Source organism: Clostridium collagenovorans DSM 3089 (assembly GCF_900130005.1).
GTDB lineage: Bacteria > Bacillota > Clostridia > Clostridiales > Clostridiaceae > Clostridium_D > Clostridium_D collagenovorans.
This window is the reverse complement of the sequence record NZ_FQXP01000005.1, coordinates 79,722-99,616: the sequence shown is the minus strand read 5'-3', so window position 1 is coordinate 99,616 and position 19,895 is coordinate 79,722. Positions and strand designations below refer to the sequence as shown.

At 28.0% G+C, this 19,895-nt stretch carries 16 protein-coding genes and 1 riboswitch; of the genes, 14 read left to right on the top strand and 2 right to left on the bottom strand.

Annotation, left to right across the window (positions count from 1 at the left end; all coding sequences use genetic code 11):
• The first annotated feature begins 25 nt into the window (after positions 1-25).
• The 4 genes from BUA48_RS06735 (at position 26) to BUA48_RS06720 (ending at position 3,770) form a co-directional block, all read left to right on the top strand.
• Positions 26-526 carry a gamma carbonic anhydrase family protein gene (locus BUA48_RS06735; protein ID WP_072831297.1) on the top strand — a complete coding sequence of 167 codons (501 nt, stop codon included), beginning with the start codon at positions 26-28 and terminating at the stop codon, positions 524-526.
• Positions 527-609: 83 nt separating this feature from the next.
• Positions 610-681, top strand: a riboswitch (Fluoride riboswitch).
• 91 nt (positions 682-772) lie between these two features.
• Positions 773-1,939, top strand: coding sequence for a cation:proton antiporter (locus BUA48_RS06730; protein WP_072831296.1), 1,167 nt, complete (start codon positions 773-775; stop codon positions 1,937-1,939).
• A 189-nt stretch (positions 1,940-2,128) separates the two neighbouring features.
• Entirely contained in the window at positions 2,129-2,632 is a 504-nt protein-coding gene (locus BUA48_RS06725) for a GAF domain-containing protein (RefSeq protein WP_072831295.1), read from the top strand.
• A 280-nt stretch (positions 2,633-2,912) separates the two neighbouring features.
• On the top strand, positions 2,913-3,770 hold the full coding sequence (locus BUA48_RS06720; RefSeq protein ID WP_072831294.1) for a CvfB family protein: 858 nt from the start codon (positions 2,913-2,915) through the stop codon (positions 3,768-3,770).
• Between the two features lie 137 nt (positions 3,771-3,907).
• Here BUA48_RS06720 and BUA48_RS06715 read toward each other — a convergent pair whose 3' ends face one another.
• Positions 3,908-6,583, bottom strand: coding sequence for a cation-translocating P-type ATPase (locus tag BUA48_RS06715; protein WP_072831293.1), 2,676 nt, complete (start codon positions 6,581-6,583; stop codon positions 3,908-3,910).
• Between the two features lie 206 nt (positions 6,584-6,789).
• Positions 6,790-8,697 carry an NAD(+) synthase gene (locus tag BUA48_RS06710; protein WP_072831292.1) on the bottom strand — a complete coding sequence of 636 codons (1,908 nt, stop codon included), beginning with the start codon at positions 8,695-8,697 and terminating at the stop codon, positions 6,790-6,792.
• A 505-nt stretch (positions 8,698-9,202) separates the two neighbouring features.
• Between BUA48_RS06710 and BUA48_RS06705 the strand changes: the two genes are divergently transcribed.
• From BUA48_RS06705 to recX, 10 genes are all read left to right on the top strand, one after another.
• Positions 9,203-9,634 (top strand): NfeD family protein, encoded by a 432-nt coding sequence (locus BUA48_RS06705; protein WP_072831291.1) that lies wholly within the window; start codon positions 9,203-9,205, stop codon positions 9,632-9,634.
• Between the two features lie 15 nt (positions 9,635-9,649).
• The gene (locus BUA48_RS06700; RefSeq protein ID WP_072831290.1) at positions 9,650-10,582 is read left to right on the top strand and encodes an SPFH domain-containing protein; all 933 of its coding nucleotides are present in this window, start codon (positions 9,650-9,652) and stop codon (positions 10,580-10,582) included.
• Between the two features lie 228 nt (positions 10,583-10,810).
• Positions 10,811-12,454: a YceG family protein gene (locus BUA48_RS06695; protein WP_072831289.1), complete on the top strand. Its 1,644-nt coding sequence runs from the start codon at positions 10,811-10,813 to the stop codon at positions 12,452-12,454.
• Positions 12,455-12,484: 30 nt separating this feature from the next.
• On the top strand, positions 12,485-13,585 hold the full coding sequence (locus BUA48_RS06690) for a toxic anion resistance protein (RefSeq protein WP_072831288.1): 1,101 nt from the start codon (positions 12,485-12,487) through the stop codon (positions 13,583-13,585).
• A gap of 73 nt (positions 13,586-13,658) precedes the next feature.
• Positions 13,659-14,411 carry a tRNA threonylcarbamoyladenosine dehydratase gene (locus BUA48_RS06685; RefSeq protein WP_072831287.1) on the top strand — a complete coding sequence of 251 codons (753 nt, stop codon included), beginning with the start codon at positions 13,659-13,661 and terminating at the stop codon, positions 14,409-14,411.
• Between the two features lie 440 nt (positions 14,412-14,851).
• On the top strand, positions 14,852-15,826 hold the full coding sequence (locus BUA48_RS06680) for a permease (protein ID WP_072831286.1): 975 nt from the start codon (positions 14,852-14,854) through the stop codon (positions 15,824-15,826).
• Positions 15,827-15,836: 10 nt separating this feature from the next.
• The gene (locus BUA48_RS06675; RefSeq protein WP_072831285.1) at positions 15,837-16,586 is read left to right on the top strand and encodes a TIGR03943 family putative permease subunit; all 750 of its coding nucleotides are present in this window, start codon (positions 15,837-15,839) and stop codon (positions 16,584-16,586) included.
• Positions 16,587-16,778: 192 nt separating this feature from the next.
• Complete coding sequence (locus BUA48_RS06670) at positions 16,779-17,312, top strand: dihydrofolate reductase (RefSeq protein WP_084666127.1); 534 nt, start codon at positions 16,779-16,781, stop codon at positions 17,310-17,312.
• Between the two features lie 468 nt (positions 17,313-17,780).
• Positions 17,781-19,031, top strand: a complete 1,251-nt coding sequence (locus tag BUA48_RS06665; protein ID WP_072831283.1) for a M16 family metallopeptidase — start codon at positions 17,781-17,783, stop codon at positions 19,029-19,031.
• A 2-nt stretch (positions 19,032-19,033) separates the two neighbouring features.
• Positions 19,034-19,864, top strand: a complete 831-nt coding sequence (gene recX, locus BUA48_RS06660) for a recombination regulator RecX (RefSeq protein WP_072831282.1) — start codon at positions 19,034-19,036, stop codon at positions 19,862-19,864.
• Positions 19,865-19,895: the final 31 nt, after the last annotated feature.

The following is a 19,895-nucleotide window of genomic DNA, read 5'->3' as shown; positions in this document are numbered from 1 at the left end:
AAACACTCTTACTAAAAAATATGTTATGAGTATAAGAGAATTTAAAAATTTAAAGCCACAAATTCATGAAGAAAGTTTCATTGCAGAGTCTGTAGATGTAATAGGAGATGTAGTTGTAGGAAAGGATGCTAACCTTTGGTATGGAGCAGTACTTAGAGGGGATATACAAAAGATTGTTGTAGGAGAGAGAACCAATATACAAGATAACTCCACAGTACATGTAGGCAATGATGTTGAAACTATAATAGGTGATGATGTAACTATAGGACATAATTGTGTTATTCATGGATGTACTATAGGAAACAATGTATTAATTGGAATGGGATCAGTGGTTTTAAATAATGCTGTAATTGGAGAGAATACAATTATAGGTGCAGGAAGCTTGGTTACAGAAAGAAAGCAGATTCCTTCAGGAGTATTATGTTTAGGTTCACCAGCAAAGGTTGTGAGAGAACTTACAGCAGAGGAAATAGAGGGAATAAAAGAGTCAGCTAAAAATTATGTAGAGTTATCTAAGGAGTATTAACTAAAACATACTAAATTACCATACATAAGTAAATTGCTTTTAATAAGTATTTATTGTATAATATATATTAATCGTGAAAATAAGAGATATGAGGAGATGAAGCTCTCCTGATAAACTTTATCAAACTGCTAAATGCTAATAGCTTCTACGACCTGTCGTAGAAGTTTTTTGCTTTTTGAGTTTGATTTTTTTATGCATTTATTTAGTTTTTAAAGTTATATAAATAGATTATGGAGGAAGAAAAAAATGATTTTTAGTATTTTATTAGTTTTATTATTAGGTATCTTAGCAAATAAATTATTTACTAAATTAAGACTACCTGGATTACTTGGTATGATTTTAGTTGGAGTTGTAATAGGACCTTATGTAGGAAACTTATTAAGCGAGGAATTTTTAAGTATATCTACGGATATTAGAAATATGGCTCTAATTCTTATTTTATTAAGAGCAGGATTAGGAATCAATAAGGAAGTTTTAAAGAAGGTGGGAGTAACGGCTTTAAAAATGAGTTTTATTCCATGCTTATTAGAGGGGGCTGTAATAACCTTAGTAGGTCACTTTCTTTTCAATATGCCCCTATATGAAGCTGGCATTTTAGGTTTTATCTTAGCAGCAGTATCTCCAGCAGTTATAGTGCCAGCTATGATTTCTATGAAGGAGCAAGGTTTAGGTGAGAAAAGAGGTATAGCTACAATAATTTTAGCTGGTTCATCAATAGATGATATATTTTCAATCACAATTTTTACGGTATTTCTAGGATTATCAACATCAGGAGAAGTATCTATTGGAAAAGAATTAATAGGAATACCTATTGAAATAATAGGTGGAATAGTACTAGGATTAATAATTGGAATCATTATAGTTAAAGTATTTAAGAAGTTCAAATTTTCTATTTTAGAAGAAACATTTTTATTAGTAAGTATGGGATTTTTAATTTATGTAATAGGCAACCTTATTAATGTTTCAGGGTTATTAGGAGTTATGACATTAGGATTTATGATTTTAGAAAAAAGTGAGGAAAAGGCAAAGCTTATAGAAAGTTCATTAAGCAAGCTATGGTTTATAGCTCAAATATTCTTATTTGTTTTAATAGGAGCTGCAGTAAATGTAAAGGTAGCCTTTGGGGCGGGTGCTTTTGGAATAGCAATAATAGCAATAGGACTTATTGGAAGATCTATAGGGGTTATCATAGCATTGCTTGGTTCTAATTTAAATAGAAAAGAAAAGTTATTTACTGTAATAGCATATACCCCTAAGGCTACAGTGCAAGCAGCATTAGGGGCAGTTCCCTTAGCTAGTGGGGTAGCATCTGGAGAATTAATTTTAGCTGTAGCGGTTATGGCAATTATAATAACTGCACCCTTAGGGGCTATAGCAATAAAAGGATTAGCTCCAAAGCTTTTAAAAGAATAGTAAATGTGTGCTTTTAAAAGTGATTTTTAGTATCTTTCCATTTAACTATTAAATAAATATAAATAATTAAATGGAAAGATTTTAATACTAAATATTTATTGACACCTACAAGGATACTATATATTATTTACATAGATTATCCTTGTGGGGGAAATGTATATTTAATAATTAAACTTTGGAGGGGATTAAATGTTTAAGTTAAATGGAATAGAAAAGATGACTATTGAACAAAAATATAGATACATGAATAATTTATTACAATCACAACTTTCATCAGAAAAAGATGCTTTAGCTAATTTAAGTAATGCTTCAGCTATTATAAATGTTATTTTTCATGATATAAACTGGGCTGGTTTTTATTTTATGAGAAATGAAGAATTAGTTTTAGGACCTTTTCAAGGGCTTCCAGCTTGTAATCGTATAAAGGTTGGCAATGGAGTATGTGGTTCAGCTGTAGCTAATAAAAAAATTTATAGAGTGGAAAATGTTCATGAGTTTCCTGGACATATAGCTTGCGATTGTGCATCTAAATCTGAAATTGTAATTCCGATAATTCAAAATGATGTGGTTTATGGAGTTTTAGATATAGATAGTCCGAAACTTTCTAGATTTACAGAATTAGAGGAAAAATATCTAATTAAATTTGTAGAATTATTAGTAGAATATATAGATTTTAAAGAGATTAGTAAGTAGTTTGAGTAAGAAATATTCTTCAAAATCGTTATACTTTATATGGTGTAACGATTTTTGTAAGTTTTTTGTGTATAAGGGCAATAATATTAATGTTTTACACTACAGTATACATGGTACAGTATTCCCATGACAGTAAATTTAGTGTAATATTATACTTATTAATATGTAAGAAGAGAAATGTACTATGGAAATATAGTAATTTTATTTAGGACTTAAAGAACAGTATTATAAAAGTCTTTATTAAAGGTTTTCTTTTAGTAAAGCTAGTAAGGAGAAAATAATGATAAATATAGGAGATTTCAATACATTAAAAGTAGCTAGAAAGGCTGAATTTGGATATTATTTAGATGCAGGCACAGGAAAAACAGGTGATGATATTTTATTACCAAACAAAAGTGCTTTAGAAGAGGAAATAGAAGTTGGATCAGAGATTGAAGCTTTTATTTATAAAGACTCTCAAGATAGAATAATTGCAACTTTACAAAAACCTTTAGCAAAGGTAGGAGATGTTGCTTTATTAGAAGTTGTAGATTCTACAAGAATAGGATATTTTATAAATTTTGGATTAGAAAGAGATTTATTAGTTCCTTTTAAAGAGATTGCTTACACATTAGAGGTAGGTAAATCATATTTATTTTACATATATCTAGATAAAACTGATAGACTTGCTGCTACAACTTATGTAGATAAGCATTTACATCATACTAATACTTATAAAATAGGTGATGAAGTAGAAGCTTTAGTATATGGAATTCAAAAGACAGGAAACCTTATGGTTGCAGTAGATAATCTTTATAGAGCTGTTATATTTAAAAGAGAAATATATAGAGCTGTAAGACCAGGAGAGGTTATAAATGCTAGAGTTACTGGATATTTAGATGATGGTAAAATAAGCTTAAGCACTAGAAAAAAGAAATTAGATGAAATGAATGATGTTGAAGAACAAATCATGGAGTTCTTAAAGAGAAATGAAGGAAAGATGATTTACGGAGACAAAACAAGTCCAGAGGTAGTTAAGGATGTGTTTAGTACAAGTAAAAATGCCTTTAAAAGAGCTTTAGGTGGTTTAATGAAAAAGGGACTAATTGATCAAAATGAAAAGGGTACTTACTTAAAAGAAAATCAAGATGAAAAGTAAGCTTGAGAATACATTACTTCATAAATTATAAAAATAAAAAGCTGTAGCATTAATAAATTTATGTGCAACAGATTATATTTCTGAGTTAATCACAAGTATAATCTGTTGACATATTTATTTTAGTGCTACAGCCTTTTTTATGCTATTTCTTTTTTAGAATTACTCATTCTTTTAAAGATTTTTATTATTTCATTTGCTATTAACGGAATTAAGCTTAATACAGTAACTACTAACCAATCAGTTCCTGTAAGGTTAATTACGTTAAATATATTAGCAAGGAAAGGTATTGTTATTATTAAATCTTGAATAAGAATACCTAAAACAATAGAGCCTATTAAGAATTTATTTGTAAACAATCCTAAGGAGAAGATTGATTTATCTTCGCTTCTCATATTAAGTGAGTGAATTAATTGAGATACACTCAATACTATAAATGCCATAGTTCTAGCATAAATTAAAGCATCCTCTGTTAAATTGCTAGGATACAATGGGAATAAACTAGTGCTGCCAGTATGAATTTTAATTCCTACAATAAAGGCTGCTAAAGTTAATAATCCAATAAGCAATCCATTAAAAATAAGGCTTCCTACAGAATTCTTAAAAATACTATCCTTAGGACTTCTAGGTTTATTTTTCATAATATCAGGATCACCAGGATCAACACCTAAAGATAAAGCAGGTAGTGTATCTGTAATTAAGTTAACCCATAAAATGTGAATAGGTTTAAGTGGTGTTGCCCAGCCTAATAAAATAGCAAAGAATAATGCTATTATTTCACCTAGGTTACAAGATAATAGGAATATAACAGATTTCTTTATATTATTAAAGATATTTCTACCTTCTTTAATAGCAGATACAATTGTTGAAAAGTTATCATCAGTTAATATCATATCTGAAGCGCCCTTTGCAACATCTGTACCAGTTATCCCCATAGCTACACCAATATCTGCTGCCTTAAGGGAAGGAGCATCATTTACACCATCTCCAGTCATAGAAACTATATTGCCATGACTCTTAAAGGCTTTTACTATTTTAACTTTGTGTTCAGGGGAAACTCTAGCGAAAACTCTTAAATGTTTAACTTTTTCGCTCAATTCTTCATCATTTAATTTATCTAATTCTTGACCAGACATTACTTGACTAATATCCTCTGCAATTTCTAGTTCCTTAGCAATAGCAAAGGCAGTATTTTTATGATCACCTGTTATCATTATAGTTTTGATACCAGAGTTTTTACATAAGGAAATAGAGTCCTTAACTTCTAATCTAGGAGGATCTATCATTCCAATCATACCAATGAAAATTAAATCATTTTCAAGAGTAGATATTTCTACATTAGTATTAGGAGTTTCTTTAAAAGCAGCTCCTAGTACCCTTAAGGCATCATCAGACATTTTATAAGACTCATCTAAAATAGTGTTTTTCATTTCCTGTGTAAGAGGAATTACTTGCCCATTTTCATATATTTTTGTACAGATTGTAAGCATATTATCAAGGGCACCCTTTGTCATCACAATAAATTTATTATCATAAGTGTTTACTGTTGACATTAGCTTTCTATCAGAGTCAAAAGGAATTTCATTAACTCTCTTGTGAGAGGCTTCAAGTTCATCTTTAAATAAGTTAAACTTTATTCCAGCTTCTACCAAAGCTATTTCAGTAGGGTCTCCAGTTCTGGAGGTTTCAGAAAAAGTAGCATCATTACATAAAACTAAATTTTCAATAAGTAATTTTTCAGATGAATTTTCTATATTTAAATCATCTATAGTTTTTAACTCTTTATTACAATAAAATTTTGTTACAGTCATTTTATTTTGAGTTAAAGTACCAGTTTTATCTGAACAAATTATATTTACAGAACCAAGGGTTTCAACAGCAGGAAGTTTTCTGATAATGGCATTTTGCTTTATCATTCTTTGAACACCCATTGCTAAAACTATAGTAACAATAGCAGGTAATCCTTCAGGTATAGCAGCAACGGCTAAACTAATGGAGGACATGAACATATCAAGTAAATTTCTCTTTTGTAAAAAACCAACCAAGAACATAACAGCACAAATTATAATAGCACCTATACTAAGTGTTTTACCTAATTCAGCAAGTTTAATTTGAAGAGGAGTTTTACTATCCTCGTCTTCGTTAAGCATTTTTGCTATTTTTCCTATTTCTGTGTTCATACCAGTAGCAACAGCTATACCAACACCTCTACCATAGGTTGCTAGAGTTGATGAAAAGGCCATGTTTTTTTGATCACCTAAAGCAGTATCAGGTGCATCTAAAACCATTTCCGCATCTTTATCTACAGGCACTGATTCCCCAGTAAGAGCAGATTCTTCTACTTTTAAGTTTGCAGTTTCAAATAATCTAATATCACAAGGAATATATCTACCAGCATCAATTACTATAATATCACCTGGTACAACCTCCTCGGAGGGGATTTCCACTAATTGACCATCTCTTTTAACTATGGTTTTAGGAGTAGAAAGTTGTTTTAGGGCATCTAAGGCTTTTTCAGCTTTAGACTCTTGAACAATACCAACAATAGCATTAATAAGTATTACTATTCCAATAATTATAGCATCAGAAATTTCTCCTAAGAATCCAGAGATTAAAGCAGCAGCAATTAAAACATAAATCAAAATATCATTTAATTGTGCAAAGAAAAGTTGGATTAAGGTTTTACCTTTTTTACCCTCTAACTTATTTAATCCGTATTGGGCTTTTCTTCTTTCTACTTCACTAGAACTTAGTCCTTCTACTGGATTAGTTGAAAGTTCTACTATAATATCTTCGGACTTTTTACTAAACCACATAATATCACCTCTTCCTAAAAAATATAAAAAAATTAAAAATATACCATTATATAATCATATTATAAACTTTTTAAAGTTTTAATCTATATTAATTTATCCAATAATAAAAATAAAATTACAGTTAATGAGTTTTATATAAAAAAAGGATGAATATTAAAAGTATATTCATCCTGTAAAGAAATAATTATGTCTAATTGTTAAATTTATTAAATAAAAGAATTGAAACTAGTATCAGAGGACATTCTTAAGTCACCTCTAGGTGATAAACTTATTGTTCCAACCTTTGGTCCATCTGGAATAGCAGAACGTTTAAATTGTTGAGTAATAAATCTAGTAATAAATTTATTTAACCATTTTTCAATAGTCTCTTCAGTGTAATCATTTTTAAAGGCCGTTTTAGCTAAGAAGAAAAGTTTTTCCTTAGAAGCACCTTGTTTCATAAAATAATACAAGAAAAAGTCATGTAGTTCATAAGGTCCAACTAAATCCTCAGTTTTTTGAGTGATTTCACCTTTTTCATTTTTAGGTAATAACTCTGGACTAACTGGAGTATCTAAGATATCTAATAATATATCTGATACTTCAGAATTAACTTCATTCTCAGCAACATATTTTACTAAGTATCTTATAAGAGTTTTAGGAATAGAGCAGTTTACTGAATACATAGACATATGATCTCCATTATATGTACTCCAACCTAAAGCAATTTCAGATAAGTCACCTGTACCTATAGATAATCCACCTTCCTTATTAGCTATATCCATAAGTATTTGAGTTCTTTCCCTTGCTTGAACATTTTCATAAGTTATGTCATGGACATTAGGGTCATGATTTATATCTTTAAAATGTTGAAGGGCAGCTTCAACAATATTTATTTCTCTTAAGTCTGTATTTAAAAGTTTACATAAATTTACGGCGTTTACATAAGTTCTATCAGTAGTACCAAAACCAGGCATAGTTACTGTAACTATATTATGTAAAGGTAAATTTAAAAGTTTAAAGGTTTTAACTAAAACTAAGAAGGCTAGAGTAGAGTCAAGGCCACCAGAGATACCTATAACAACCTTTTTAGTATTAGTGTGTTCTAAACGTTTAGCCAAGGCTGCGGATTGAATATTAAAAATCTCTTTGCAAGTTTCCTCTCTCTTATCTTCTCCATAGGGAATAAATGGATGTTTATTTATAATGCGATTAAATTCTCCTATATTATCATTTGAAAATGAAAAATTAATTTCTTCAAAATCCATTAAATTAAGAGAAGCATCTCTAAAACTTATATTTCTTAACCTTTCAGCATTTAATTTATCTAAATCTATAATATTTGTAATTACCTCATTTTCTCTTTGAAATCTATTATTTTCTACAAGAGTAGAGCCATTTTCAGAAATTAATAAATGACCACTGAAAAGTACATCTGTAGAAGATTCAAAAACTCCTGAAGATGAGTATACATAGGCACATAATGCTCTAGCACTTTGCCCATTAATTATAGATCTTCTATAATTTGCTTTAGAAACAAGTTCATTTGAAGCAGAGCCGTTACCTATAATATTTGCACCAGCTAAAGCTAAGTAACTGCTAGGAGGAATAGTAGTCCATAAATCTTCACAAACTTCAAAGCCAAACTTTGCAATTCCGCTTGAAAATATAAATTTGCTTCCAAAAGGTATATTTTTATGGTTGCCAAAATTAATATGTTGATTTTTAAGGTTTATTCCAGGGGTAAACCATCTTTTTTCGTAAAATTCGCTATAGTTTGGAATGAAGTTTTTTGGAACAATTCCAAGAATATTGCCGTTGAAAAGAAGGAATAAGCAATTATATAGAGAATTATTATGTAATAAGGGAACACCTACACTAATAAGTATATCTTTGTTTTTAGAAAAATTACAAAGATCCTCTATAGCATCTTGAGATTTATCTAGTAATCTTTTATTTAAAAATAAATCTGCACAGGTGTAAGAGGTTATAGCTAGTTCTGGTAACTGTATAAATTTGGAGTTCTCATTTAAAGCTATGGAAATACACTCTTTTATTTTATTAAGGTTAAAGTTTACATCAGCTACATTAGTAACGGGACAAGCAGCTGAAACTTTTATAAAACCAAGTTTCAATTTTTACACAACCTTTCACTAATTAGTAATACCATAATCATTTTCATAGTTTTATAAGGGAAATCATTGCACTAGCTTCATTATATATTTAAATATAAACTAGTTCTATTTTTATAAAATTAAAATTCATAATTTATAATTAAATGTTCCCAAGGGAAAAATATTTATACTCTTATTGTAAAAATATTCTATTAAATTATAGCATGTAGAAATTTGAAAAACAATGATAAAAACAAAGTGAGTATCAACTTATAATATGGTTTTAAAAAACTTTTAAAAAGTTATAAAATAGTATTGATTATAGTTTTAAATATGATATAATGATATCAAGATTTAACAAATAAGAATTTTTAAAATATTTTATAAAAGACTTATTGTGATATAGGATTTTCTGAAAAAAGTAGAAAAGAAATGTGAAAAAGTAGTATTTAATATTATTGGTAGAAATATCATAGATAATAGAAGGGAAATAACATTAAAGAAATTTTAAGGGGGTGTATGTAAGATGGATTGGACAATGATGACAGTATGGATAGTTATAGCTGTTGCTGGAATAGCCTTAGATGTACTAAGTAGTAACTTTTTTTTCATATGGTTCACTTTATCAGCGATTGTTGCAATAATTGCTATGTTGTTTGGTTTAAGTACTGCAGCACAAATTATATTATTTATAATTTTAAGCACAGTATTAATAGCAGTAGCTTATCCATTGGTTAAGGATGCCATAAAGAAAACAGTTAAGGTTACTAAAACTCAAGAGCAAGAATATATAGGAAGAGTTTATGTAGCTGAAAAGGACATTGAAACAAAGGAGACTGTGAAAATAGAGGGTATCTACTGGACAGTTTTAAATGAAGGTGAAGTTATAAAACAAGGTGACAAATTTAAGATTTTAGAATTAAGAGGGACAAAATTTTTAGTTGCTATAGAAAAATAAAGGGAGGAATTTATAATGATATTTATTATTATTGCTGTAGTAATTCTTATTGCAGTATTATCATCAATCAAAGTTGTAAATACAGGATATGTTTATCTTGTAGAAAGATTTGGTCAGTTTCACAGAATTTTAGAACCAGGTTGGCACTTTACTATTCCATTTGCTGACTTTGTTAGAAAAAAGGTTTCAACAAAACAACAAATATTAGATATTGAACCTCAAACAGTTATTACTAAGGACAACGTAAATATAGAAATTGATAATGTAATATTCTATAAAGTTGTTAGTGCTAAGGACTCAATTTATAATATTGAAAACTTTAGATCAGGTATTGTATATTCTACAATTACAAATATGAGAAATATTGTTGGTGAAATGACATTAGACGAAGTCTTATCAGGAAGAGATAGAATCAACTCAAAACTTTTAACTATTATAGATGAGATAACAGATGCTTATGGAATAAAGATCCTTTCAGTTGAAATAAAAAATATTATTCCACCTCGTGAAATCCAAGAGGCTATGGAAAAACAAATGAAAGCTGAAAGAGATAAGAGAGCAATTATCCTTCAAGCAGAAGGTTTAAAACAAAGTGAAATAGCTAAAGCTGAAGGGGTAAAACAATCTAAGATACTTACAGCAGAAGCAGAAAAAGAAGCTAATATTAGAAGAGCAGAAGGTTTAAAAGAATCTCAACTTCTAGAAGCAGAAGGTAAAGCAAAGGCTATTTCTGCTATTGCAGAGGCTGAATCACAAGCAATTGAAAAAATCAATAAATCAATTATAGAGTCAGGAACTAATGAAGTAGTAATTGCTTTAAAACAAGTTGAAGCTCTTAAAGAAATGGCTAAGAACCCTGCTAATAAACTTATACTTCCAAATGAAACTTTATCAGGTTTAGGAAGTATTGCAGCAATAGCAGATGTATTAAAGGATGCAAAAAATTAGAATAAAATTTAAGTGTAAAATCTTGGTTCAATCTTAGAACCAAGATTTTATTTCTATCCTTATTTATGCATAAAATAAAAAAAATTTAAGTAATATTATAGAAGGAATTTTTTAGTTATGCAAAAATAAAATTTATTTTAAATTTCATGACAAAAGTAAAACTATAATATAAATATATGTTATAATAAATCAACTTAATATTATTCATAAGAAGGGTGAGTATTAACAGTGGAAAAATGGAGTTTAAATAATTTAGAAATAGCAGAAATAAATGCTGAGATAGAGAATGAAATTTTATCTAATGTAAAATTACCTGTTAGGGCAAGAAAAGGATTTAAGGAGAACTCCAGCATAATCTACATTCCTAGATATTTTTATAGATTTATTGGAGTTATGGAAAAAGAAGAGGAATACTTCGAGCATATTTCTAAGATAGATTTAGAACTTAGATGTTATGCTGATTTGTACTTAAAGATTACAAATGGATTTGAAAGGAATATAGCCTTTAATATAAATGAACAATTGAATAAGGTGTGGAATCAAGTTAATATAGATAACTTTTTAGACACAACTTTAATAATGGATTTAATGGAGAGCAATGGTATACTGCCTAGTTTTCCTAATAGAACTTTAAATAGACAAATAAAAAATAATTTCAAGGGACTTATGGACTATTATTATTTTAATAATAGAGATGTAGAAAAGGATAAATTGAAGAAGATAATTGGGTTTATAGTATCTTGGATTAACCTTTATCTTTATGATTTATTTAAGCAATTTGAATACAGAGACACAAATCCTAAGATCTTATTTTATGGTGCCATAACAGAAGAAGAATGTTTGTTTTTAACTTTGCTAGCTACTTTAGGCTGCGACGTTTTATATTTTAACTCACATGATGGTGAGGTATTTAAATCTGTAGATAAGGTTAGTGCCTTTTCAAAGGAAGTTTGTTATAGTAAAAAAGTTGATATTCCACCATTTCCAATAGCAATGGCAGATAGAAAAGAAACTACTGCTTATAATGCTCGTGAAGATTTAAAGAAAGTTCTACATTCAGAGGAGTCTTTATTTTATAAGCCATGGCAGCTTAGTGAATATGAACTTAGTTCTATTACATTAAAGACAACCTATGAGGAGCTTTTTATTTGGGGAACTGAAGAAGCTTATTTAAGAGATGGTTGGGTAGCATCAAAGGGAAAGGTAGTAGTACCTAATATATTTGCAAAAATAAGGGGAACCCATGAAGATGTAGAGAAATATTGGGAAGATATAAGTAAAATTTTAAAACAAGAGAATACTAAGTTTTATAATAAACTACCTATTATAGATTATACACATCTTGAATATAGTAAATTCGGAGAGGTATACCCTAAAAATAGTGCAAGAGAATTCGATGTTAAAAAGCTAATAAATTCTTCTTGGTGGAAATATGGGGAGTTAAGATTAGGATTACAGTACTCTATAGCATTAGCTATCAAGGAAATGTGCTTAAGTCCTGTTATTAAAAATATTAATAATGATGAGTTTAGGGATTTTGCAGTAGAGATATTTTCTGTGTTAATAAATTTAGAAAATCAATTTATGGAGTTATTGCAGGCCTTTGACTATCCTCAAAAAGTACCTAAGGTTGTAATTTATAATAATGAACAAAATGGAAACTTATCCTTTGAGGATTGTGTTTTATTAGCATTCCTTAATAAGCTAGGGGTAGATATATTTATATTTAATCCTTCAGGATATAGTGATGTAGAAAGATATACCTTTGATAATGTATATGATGTTCATAATTTAGAAAAGATGAGATTTAATTTGGCATATAGAAAGTTTAAAAAGAAAAAAAGTTTCATTCAAAAAATATTTGGTGAATAGAAAGGGGGAAGACCTTAGGGTCTATTGGTTATGGAAAATAATAATTTAGAAAAAGAAATTTTAGTTATATCGGAAGAAGATATACAAGTTAAAAAGCAAGAAATTGAAAAAGAGGTTGCTGTATCTCCTGAGTTAAAACAATTAGTATCTAAGATTGATTTAAAGGATGCTCAATCTATTATGTCATATGGTAACGGTCCAGCAGAAGAAATATCAAAATTTGCTGATGGCATACTTCGTAGCATGAAGTCTAGTTCTATCGAAGGTTCTAGCATGATGATAAAAAATTTAACTAGCATCATGAATAAGTTTGATAAAAAAGACTTTGAAGATGAAAAACCTGGTTTCTTTGAAAGAATTTTTAAGAAAACTACAAATAATATAGATAAAATGATGGGTAAATATAAAACTATGGGTGGAGAAATCGACCAAATTTATGTTGAGCTTCAAAACTATAAATTAGATATTAATGATGCTAACGTTATGTTAGAAGAAATGTATAATAAAAATGCTCAATATTATAAAGAACTTCAAAAATACGTTTCTGCAGGTAATATGTATGTAGAAAGAATAGAAAAAGTTGAACTTCCAGAGTTAAGAGCAAAGGCTGAGTCTTCTCAAGATGAAATGGAAATGCTAAAGGTTCAAAAGGTTGAAGAGGGATTAGAGTTATTAAAAAATAAGATCTATGATTTAGAGTTAGCTAAGATGGTATCTTTACAAACAGCACCTCAAATTAGAATTATACAACAGTCTAACTATAAACTTATAGGTAAGATACATTCAGCATTTATAATTACTATACCAGTATTTAAAAATGGTATACTTCAAGCTATTGCCTTAAAGAGACAAAGCTTAATATCAAGTTCTTTATCAGAACTTGATAAGACAACTAATGAATTATTGCTTAAAAATGCAGAGACTATAAAAAATCAAAGCATTGATATTGCTCGTTTATCTACAGGCACTTCAATTAAATTGGATACTTTAGAAAAAACATGGCAAACTATCATGGAAGGCATAGATGAAACTAGAGCAATAGAAGAAGAAAATAGACGTGTAAGAGATGAAAGTATTTCTAAAATTAATGAGTTAACTGAAAAGTCTAAGGAAAAAGGAATACTTTTATAGGAATATAAGCCAAGGGGTAATTACTTATTTAAATAATTACCCCTTTATAACTTTAAAAACTAGAGGTGTAAAAATGCAAGAAACAATGTATACAAGAACAGAGTTAGTACTTGGGAGAAATGGAGTAAAGACTTTAATTAATAGTAAAGTTGTAGTGTTTGGAATAGGTGGAGTAGGTAGCTTTGTAGTGGAAGCTCTTTGTAGAAGTGGGGTAGGGAATTTAGTTTTAGTTGATGCGGATTGTGTAAGTGTAAGCAATTTAAATAGACAAATTCATGCTACTATTGATACGGTAGGTAAAGATAAAGCTGAGCTTATGAAAGAAAGAATACTTAGTATTAATCCAAAGTGTAATGTTACAACTCATATTGTTTTTGCAACTAAGGATAACTTAAGTGAAATCATAACAGAGGATGTAGATTATGTAGTTGATGCAATAGACACGGTTACATCAAAGCTTGCTATTATAGAGTATTGTAAGAGCAAGGATATAATGGTTATAAGTTCTATGGGTACAGGGAATAAGATAGATCCTACTAAGTTTAAAATAACTGATATATCAAAAACTAGTATTTGTCCTTTAGCTAAGGTTATGAGAATTGAGCTTAAGAAGAGAGGAATTAAGAAGGTTAAAGTGTTATTTTCTGAAGAATTACCAAGAAAGCCTATTGTACATAATGAAGAAGAGGAACATAATGGAGAAATTATGGATGCAACAAGTACAATGAAACCGAAGAGACAAACTCCAGGTAGTGTATCTTTTGTTCCGCCAGTTGCAGGTATGATAATTGCTTCAGAGGTCATTAAGGATTTAACTAATCTATAGAGTAAAGATAATTTAAAATGCAAGTTAATTTAACTAAGTTTAGTAGAATAAAGTGTTAATCATATACTAAAATATAAAAAGAATATGTGATTTAAATACTAATTTAAGATTAAAAGAATATAAGTATATATATTCTAATAAAGAATCCTCATTTTTTTCAAATATGAGTTTCATTATATAATAAATTCAGCCATTAATATAACTTTAGAATATTGATTAAAGTTTATATAAAAAATGTATAACATTAATTAGAATTTATATATTTATTATAACTAAGAATAATACATTGAAAATAAAAATAGTACATATATTACATAAATAAACTATTTATGATACCTATAAAGTTTTGTGAAGAAACTTTATAGGTATTTTCTTGTTTTAGGTTCTTTTTTATAAAGGGTATCCATAAAATTAAATAAAGTAATTTTGGAGATAGAAAAATGAATAGTTTTGGAACCATATTTTTAAGCATTATTTTAGAGGGTTTTCCTTTTATATTATTAGGAACCTTTGTATCATCGTTAATTCAAGTATTCATATCAGGAGAAACAATTAGCAAGGTTTTACCTAAAAATAGGTTTTTAGGTTTGATTTGTGCTGCCACTATGGGAGTAATATTTCCAATATGTGAATGTGCAATAATACCAATAACAAGAAGGTTAATGAAAAAGGGACTTCCCGTGAGTCTTGCTATTACCTTTATGTTATCAGTGCCTATTATGAATCCAGTATGTATAATGTCAACTTATTATGCTTTTATTGATAAGCCTTATATGGTAATAGGAAGAATAGGATTTGGTGTAATATCAGCTATTATAATTGGAATTTTAATAGAACAACTATATAAGGGAAACCCTTTAAAGGATTCTTTAGTTAAGGAAGCAACTTGTAATTGTACTTATCACAGAGAACTTCAAAATAAAACTCAAAAACAAGGTGTAAAGATAAAATCTTTAAATAATTCAGTAGTTACTATACATAAGGTGAAAAGAAAAAGAAAAAGTATTTTAAGTGTTATAAAAGAGGTGTTATATCATTTAAGCTTAGAGTTTTATGAGGTTGGATCATTATTTACAATAGGAGCTTTATTATCAGCTGCATTACAATGCTTTGTACCTAGAAGCTATTTAATGTCAATTGGAGGAGAAAATGTTTCTTCAATAATATTAATGTTATTTATAGCCTTTATATTATCAGTTTGCTCAGAAACTGATGCTTTTATAGCTAAGACCTTTATTAATAGCTTTACAAAAGGTTCTGTAATAGGATTTTTAATTTTAGGACCAATGATAGATATAAAAAATTCAATAATGCTTTTTGGAGGCTTTAAGAAGAAATTCAGCGCAGTACTTATATTTTTAATATTTGCAGTTTGCTTCATAATGTCTTGCTTTGCAAATATAATTTTAGGGTAGGTGAGAGGGTGTGAAAAAAGCAAAACTAAATTACAAAAATATTCTATGGTTTATTGTTATGTTTCTTTTGGGAACATACTTTTTAATGTTGATTTTAAATGATAAATTACATCTATTTATTCACCCTAAGATGTTTAAATATGTGTTTATTGCTAGTGTAATCTTGTATATACTATGTATATTTCAAGCTACTTTATTTACAGAAAAAAGTAAAAGAAGAGAATCATACTTTGGATTTTTATTCTTTTTTATAATATTATTTTTTGCTTATATAGTAAAACCACAGGGGGTAAGTAATAGCTTTATAAACAGTAGATTAATAGATATTCACAGTAGTAATAAAGAGTTTGTTTTACAACAAAGTAGTGAAGAACATAACTCTCATGAGCACAGTCATGGGGAAAAGGAAGGTGAATCCCATGAGTTTTTAGAAACCTTAAATAAAACTTATACAGATGTAACTTTACAAGGTGAAACTTTAAAATTAAGAGGAATTGTATATAGAGATAATTCTATGAAAAAAGATGAATTTATATTAGGAAGAATGTTAGTAAGCTGTTGTGCTGCAGATTCTCAATTTATAGGGTTTTTATGTGAAAGTAATAAAGATTTTAATATTAAAGAGGATCAATGGGTAGAAATTATAGGTGAGGTTGATTACTATAAAGACGAATTAGGAAACTTGAGTCCTAGGGTAATAGTAAATAATATAAAAAAATTAAGTAACGTAAATGCAGAAAATCAATATATATATAATTAAATATTAGTTGAAGCTATAAAATAAAATAGTATAATAAAAGGGTGTTATTTTTACTTGAAAATAGCAAATTTATAAGAAAATATAATTTAGAATAAAACATTTTAAAATAAATGGAATAAAATATATAAAGTATATTTGTAAAAAACGAAAGGAGGTATTTGTTGATTTTTTTATAATCAACAAGTATAAATTATGATAAGTATTATAGCTGCAGTTGCTAATAATTCTGTTATAGGAAAAAACAATAAATTATTATGGAACTTACCAGAGGATTTGAGAAAATTTAAAGAAATAACTTCTTATAAAATAATAATTATGGGAAGAAAAACCTTTGAATCTTTACCACAAGTATTACCTAATAGATATCATATAGTATTAACAAGAGATAAGAACTATAAAGTAAAGAACAAGAGTGTTAAAGTGGTTCACAGCCTAGAGGAAATTTATCCATATATAGAAGATGAATTTGAAAACTTTGTAATAGGTGGAGGTGAGATCTTTAATGAGTTCTTACCACATGCTAGTAAATTATATATAACAAAAATATATAAGGATTATGAGGGAGATACTTATTTTCCTAAGTACGAGTCAGAAAATTGGGAGCTTATTAGAGCAGAAAAGGGCAAGGTAGATGCTGAAAATCCTGATCCATATGAGTTCTTTGAATTTGTAAGAAGGGAAGAGTATAAGTTTAAAAAGAAAAAGGTAAAGTTGAAATTTAAATAAATATATGTAGGACTGAAAACAAAGTATATAAGCACAATATAGTGTTATTTAATAAGAATAACCTTACGCCTGTATTGATGTTAAAATTATTTTTGTGACAGTCCTTTTTATATTTTAAAATATACTCTATAAATGAAAGTAAAAATTTGTTAAAATAGTTTAAGAAAGCAAAGTTAATGGAAATTTAATTTTAGTGTATAGTTAATGAAAGTATGATATTATAGTGCATAATGATTTTAATAGCTATATAATTAAGAAATTCTTAGAATAAATGATTAGGTACTTTTATAGTTCTAAATAAGATAAGATTATAATTATGGTTTTTATGATAAAAGTTAAAGTAGGATATTTTATAATTATAAAATAGAAATGTAAGAATTATATTTATTAAAGTGAGCTAAGGATTTATTAGTATAGTTATAAAAGTAGAATAATTAAGATATACATTTATATAGAGGAGATAATTTAATGAAGGAAAGCTTTTTTGATGCAAAAGAGAGTGTATTAGACAATGGCATAAGGTTAGTAACGGTAAAGAAGGATACTCAACTTATGACTATATACGCTGCAATTGAAGTAGGATCTCTTAATGAGGAAAAACACGAGAAAGGAATATCTCATTTTATTGAACATATGCTTTTTAAGGGCACTGAAACAAGAAACAATGAGAGTTTAAATGAAGATATAGAGAATTTAGGGGGAGAGTGTAATGCATATACTGACTATATAAGTACAGTGTATAGTATGGTTGCATTAGGGGAAGAACTTCCAGAGTCTTTAGAGATTTTATCAGATATGATAATTAATTCTAACTTTCCAGAGGAAGAATTAGAAAAGGAAAGAGGAGTTATTTTATCAGAATTAAAAACTAGTAAAGATGATATAGAAGATTTAAGTTTTAGAAAGATTAATAAGTTAGCCTTTGATAAAAGTCCTATTAGATATGAAGTTTTAGGAGATGAAAAGAATTTAAAATCCTTTAGAAGAGAGGATTTATTAAAATACTATAATAAGTATTATGTACCTAATAATTGTATTATATCTGTAGCATCTAGTTACGAACATGATGAAGTTAAAGAAGTGGTTGAAAAGTACTTCTTAGATTGGCAAAAAAAAGAGTTATATAAAAAGCCAATAATAGTTGAAGATAATAAATGTGCTACCCATATAAGTTACAAAAAAGATATTGAACAAAATACAATTATGTATTTATATACTTTTCATGGTTTAAGTAAATATGAAGAATTAGTATTAAGAATTCTTAATCATAAGTTAGGAGATAGCGCTAACTCTATTTTATTTAGAGAACTAAGAGAAAAAAGAGGACTAGCTTATGATGTCTATAGTAATATTGATTGCTCTAACAATGTAAAGACATTATACATATACACAGCAGTAGATGAAGAAAATGTTGAAGAAGCAATTGAAGTAATAAATAAGGCTATAGATGATATCAAAAAAGAAAAAATAATATTTAATGAAAATACTTTAGATTTAATGAAAAAGGTATTTAAAACAGCCTTAGCTTCTACTTTAGAGGATGTTAGTGACTTATGTCATTATGTTTTATGTCAGAGATTGGATGATGAGCATATATATGAATTTTACAGTGATATGAAAAGTATAGAAAATATGGAAAGTGGACATATTTATAGTATAGCTAATAAGGTTCTTAATAATCCTACTGTTCACATATTAAAGTCAGAAAAGAGTGAGTAAATATGAAAAATATTATAACAAAGATAGAAATTCAAAAGAGAAATTCAGAGCGTGTTAATATCTTTGTAAATAATGAATTTTTATTTGCATGTAGTTCTGAATTAGTATACATTCATAATCTAGTTAAGGGAAAAGCAATAGAATTAGAAGAGATAGGTAAGATAGTTGAAGAAGATAATTATATTAAGGGCAAGAGTAGAGCACTTAAATATTTAGAGCGTGGATATAAGACAGAAAAGGAAGTATTTGATAAGCTACAGAGCTTTGAATATGATGAAAAAACTATTGCTAGAATAATGATGTTTCTTATAGAATATGGTTTTGTAAATGATGAGAATTATGCAAAGATGTATACTAATACGAAAGTAATTAATTGTGGTAAAAGTAGAATAAAGCAAGAACTTTTAAGAAAAGGAATTAAAGAAGAGTATATACGCAATGCCTTTGATAAATTATCTTATGGCATAGAGGAAGAAAGAGCTAAATTTCTATGTGAAAAGAGATTTAAGGTGCTTTTGAAAAGTGAAGGAAATAAAATAAAGCTTCAAAAGAAATTATATGATTTTTTAATTAGAAAAGGTTATGATTTTGATGTTGTATCAAGAATTGTAAATGAAATTCTTGAAGAAAATAGTTCAATGTTTTGTAGAGAATTAGAAGAAGAAAAAGAAGATAAAAATGAGATATTGGAAGTAGCTTCTAAGAGATATGAAATCATAAAAAAATCTGAAGATAATAAACAAAAGATTTATAAAAAGCTACATGACTTTTTATTGAGAAGAGGGTACTCTTACGAAGAAATAAAAAGTGCATTAAGAGAAATAATGAATTAAAGTGATTTGTTTTAAACTTATGGAGGTAAGC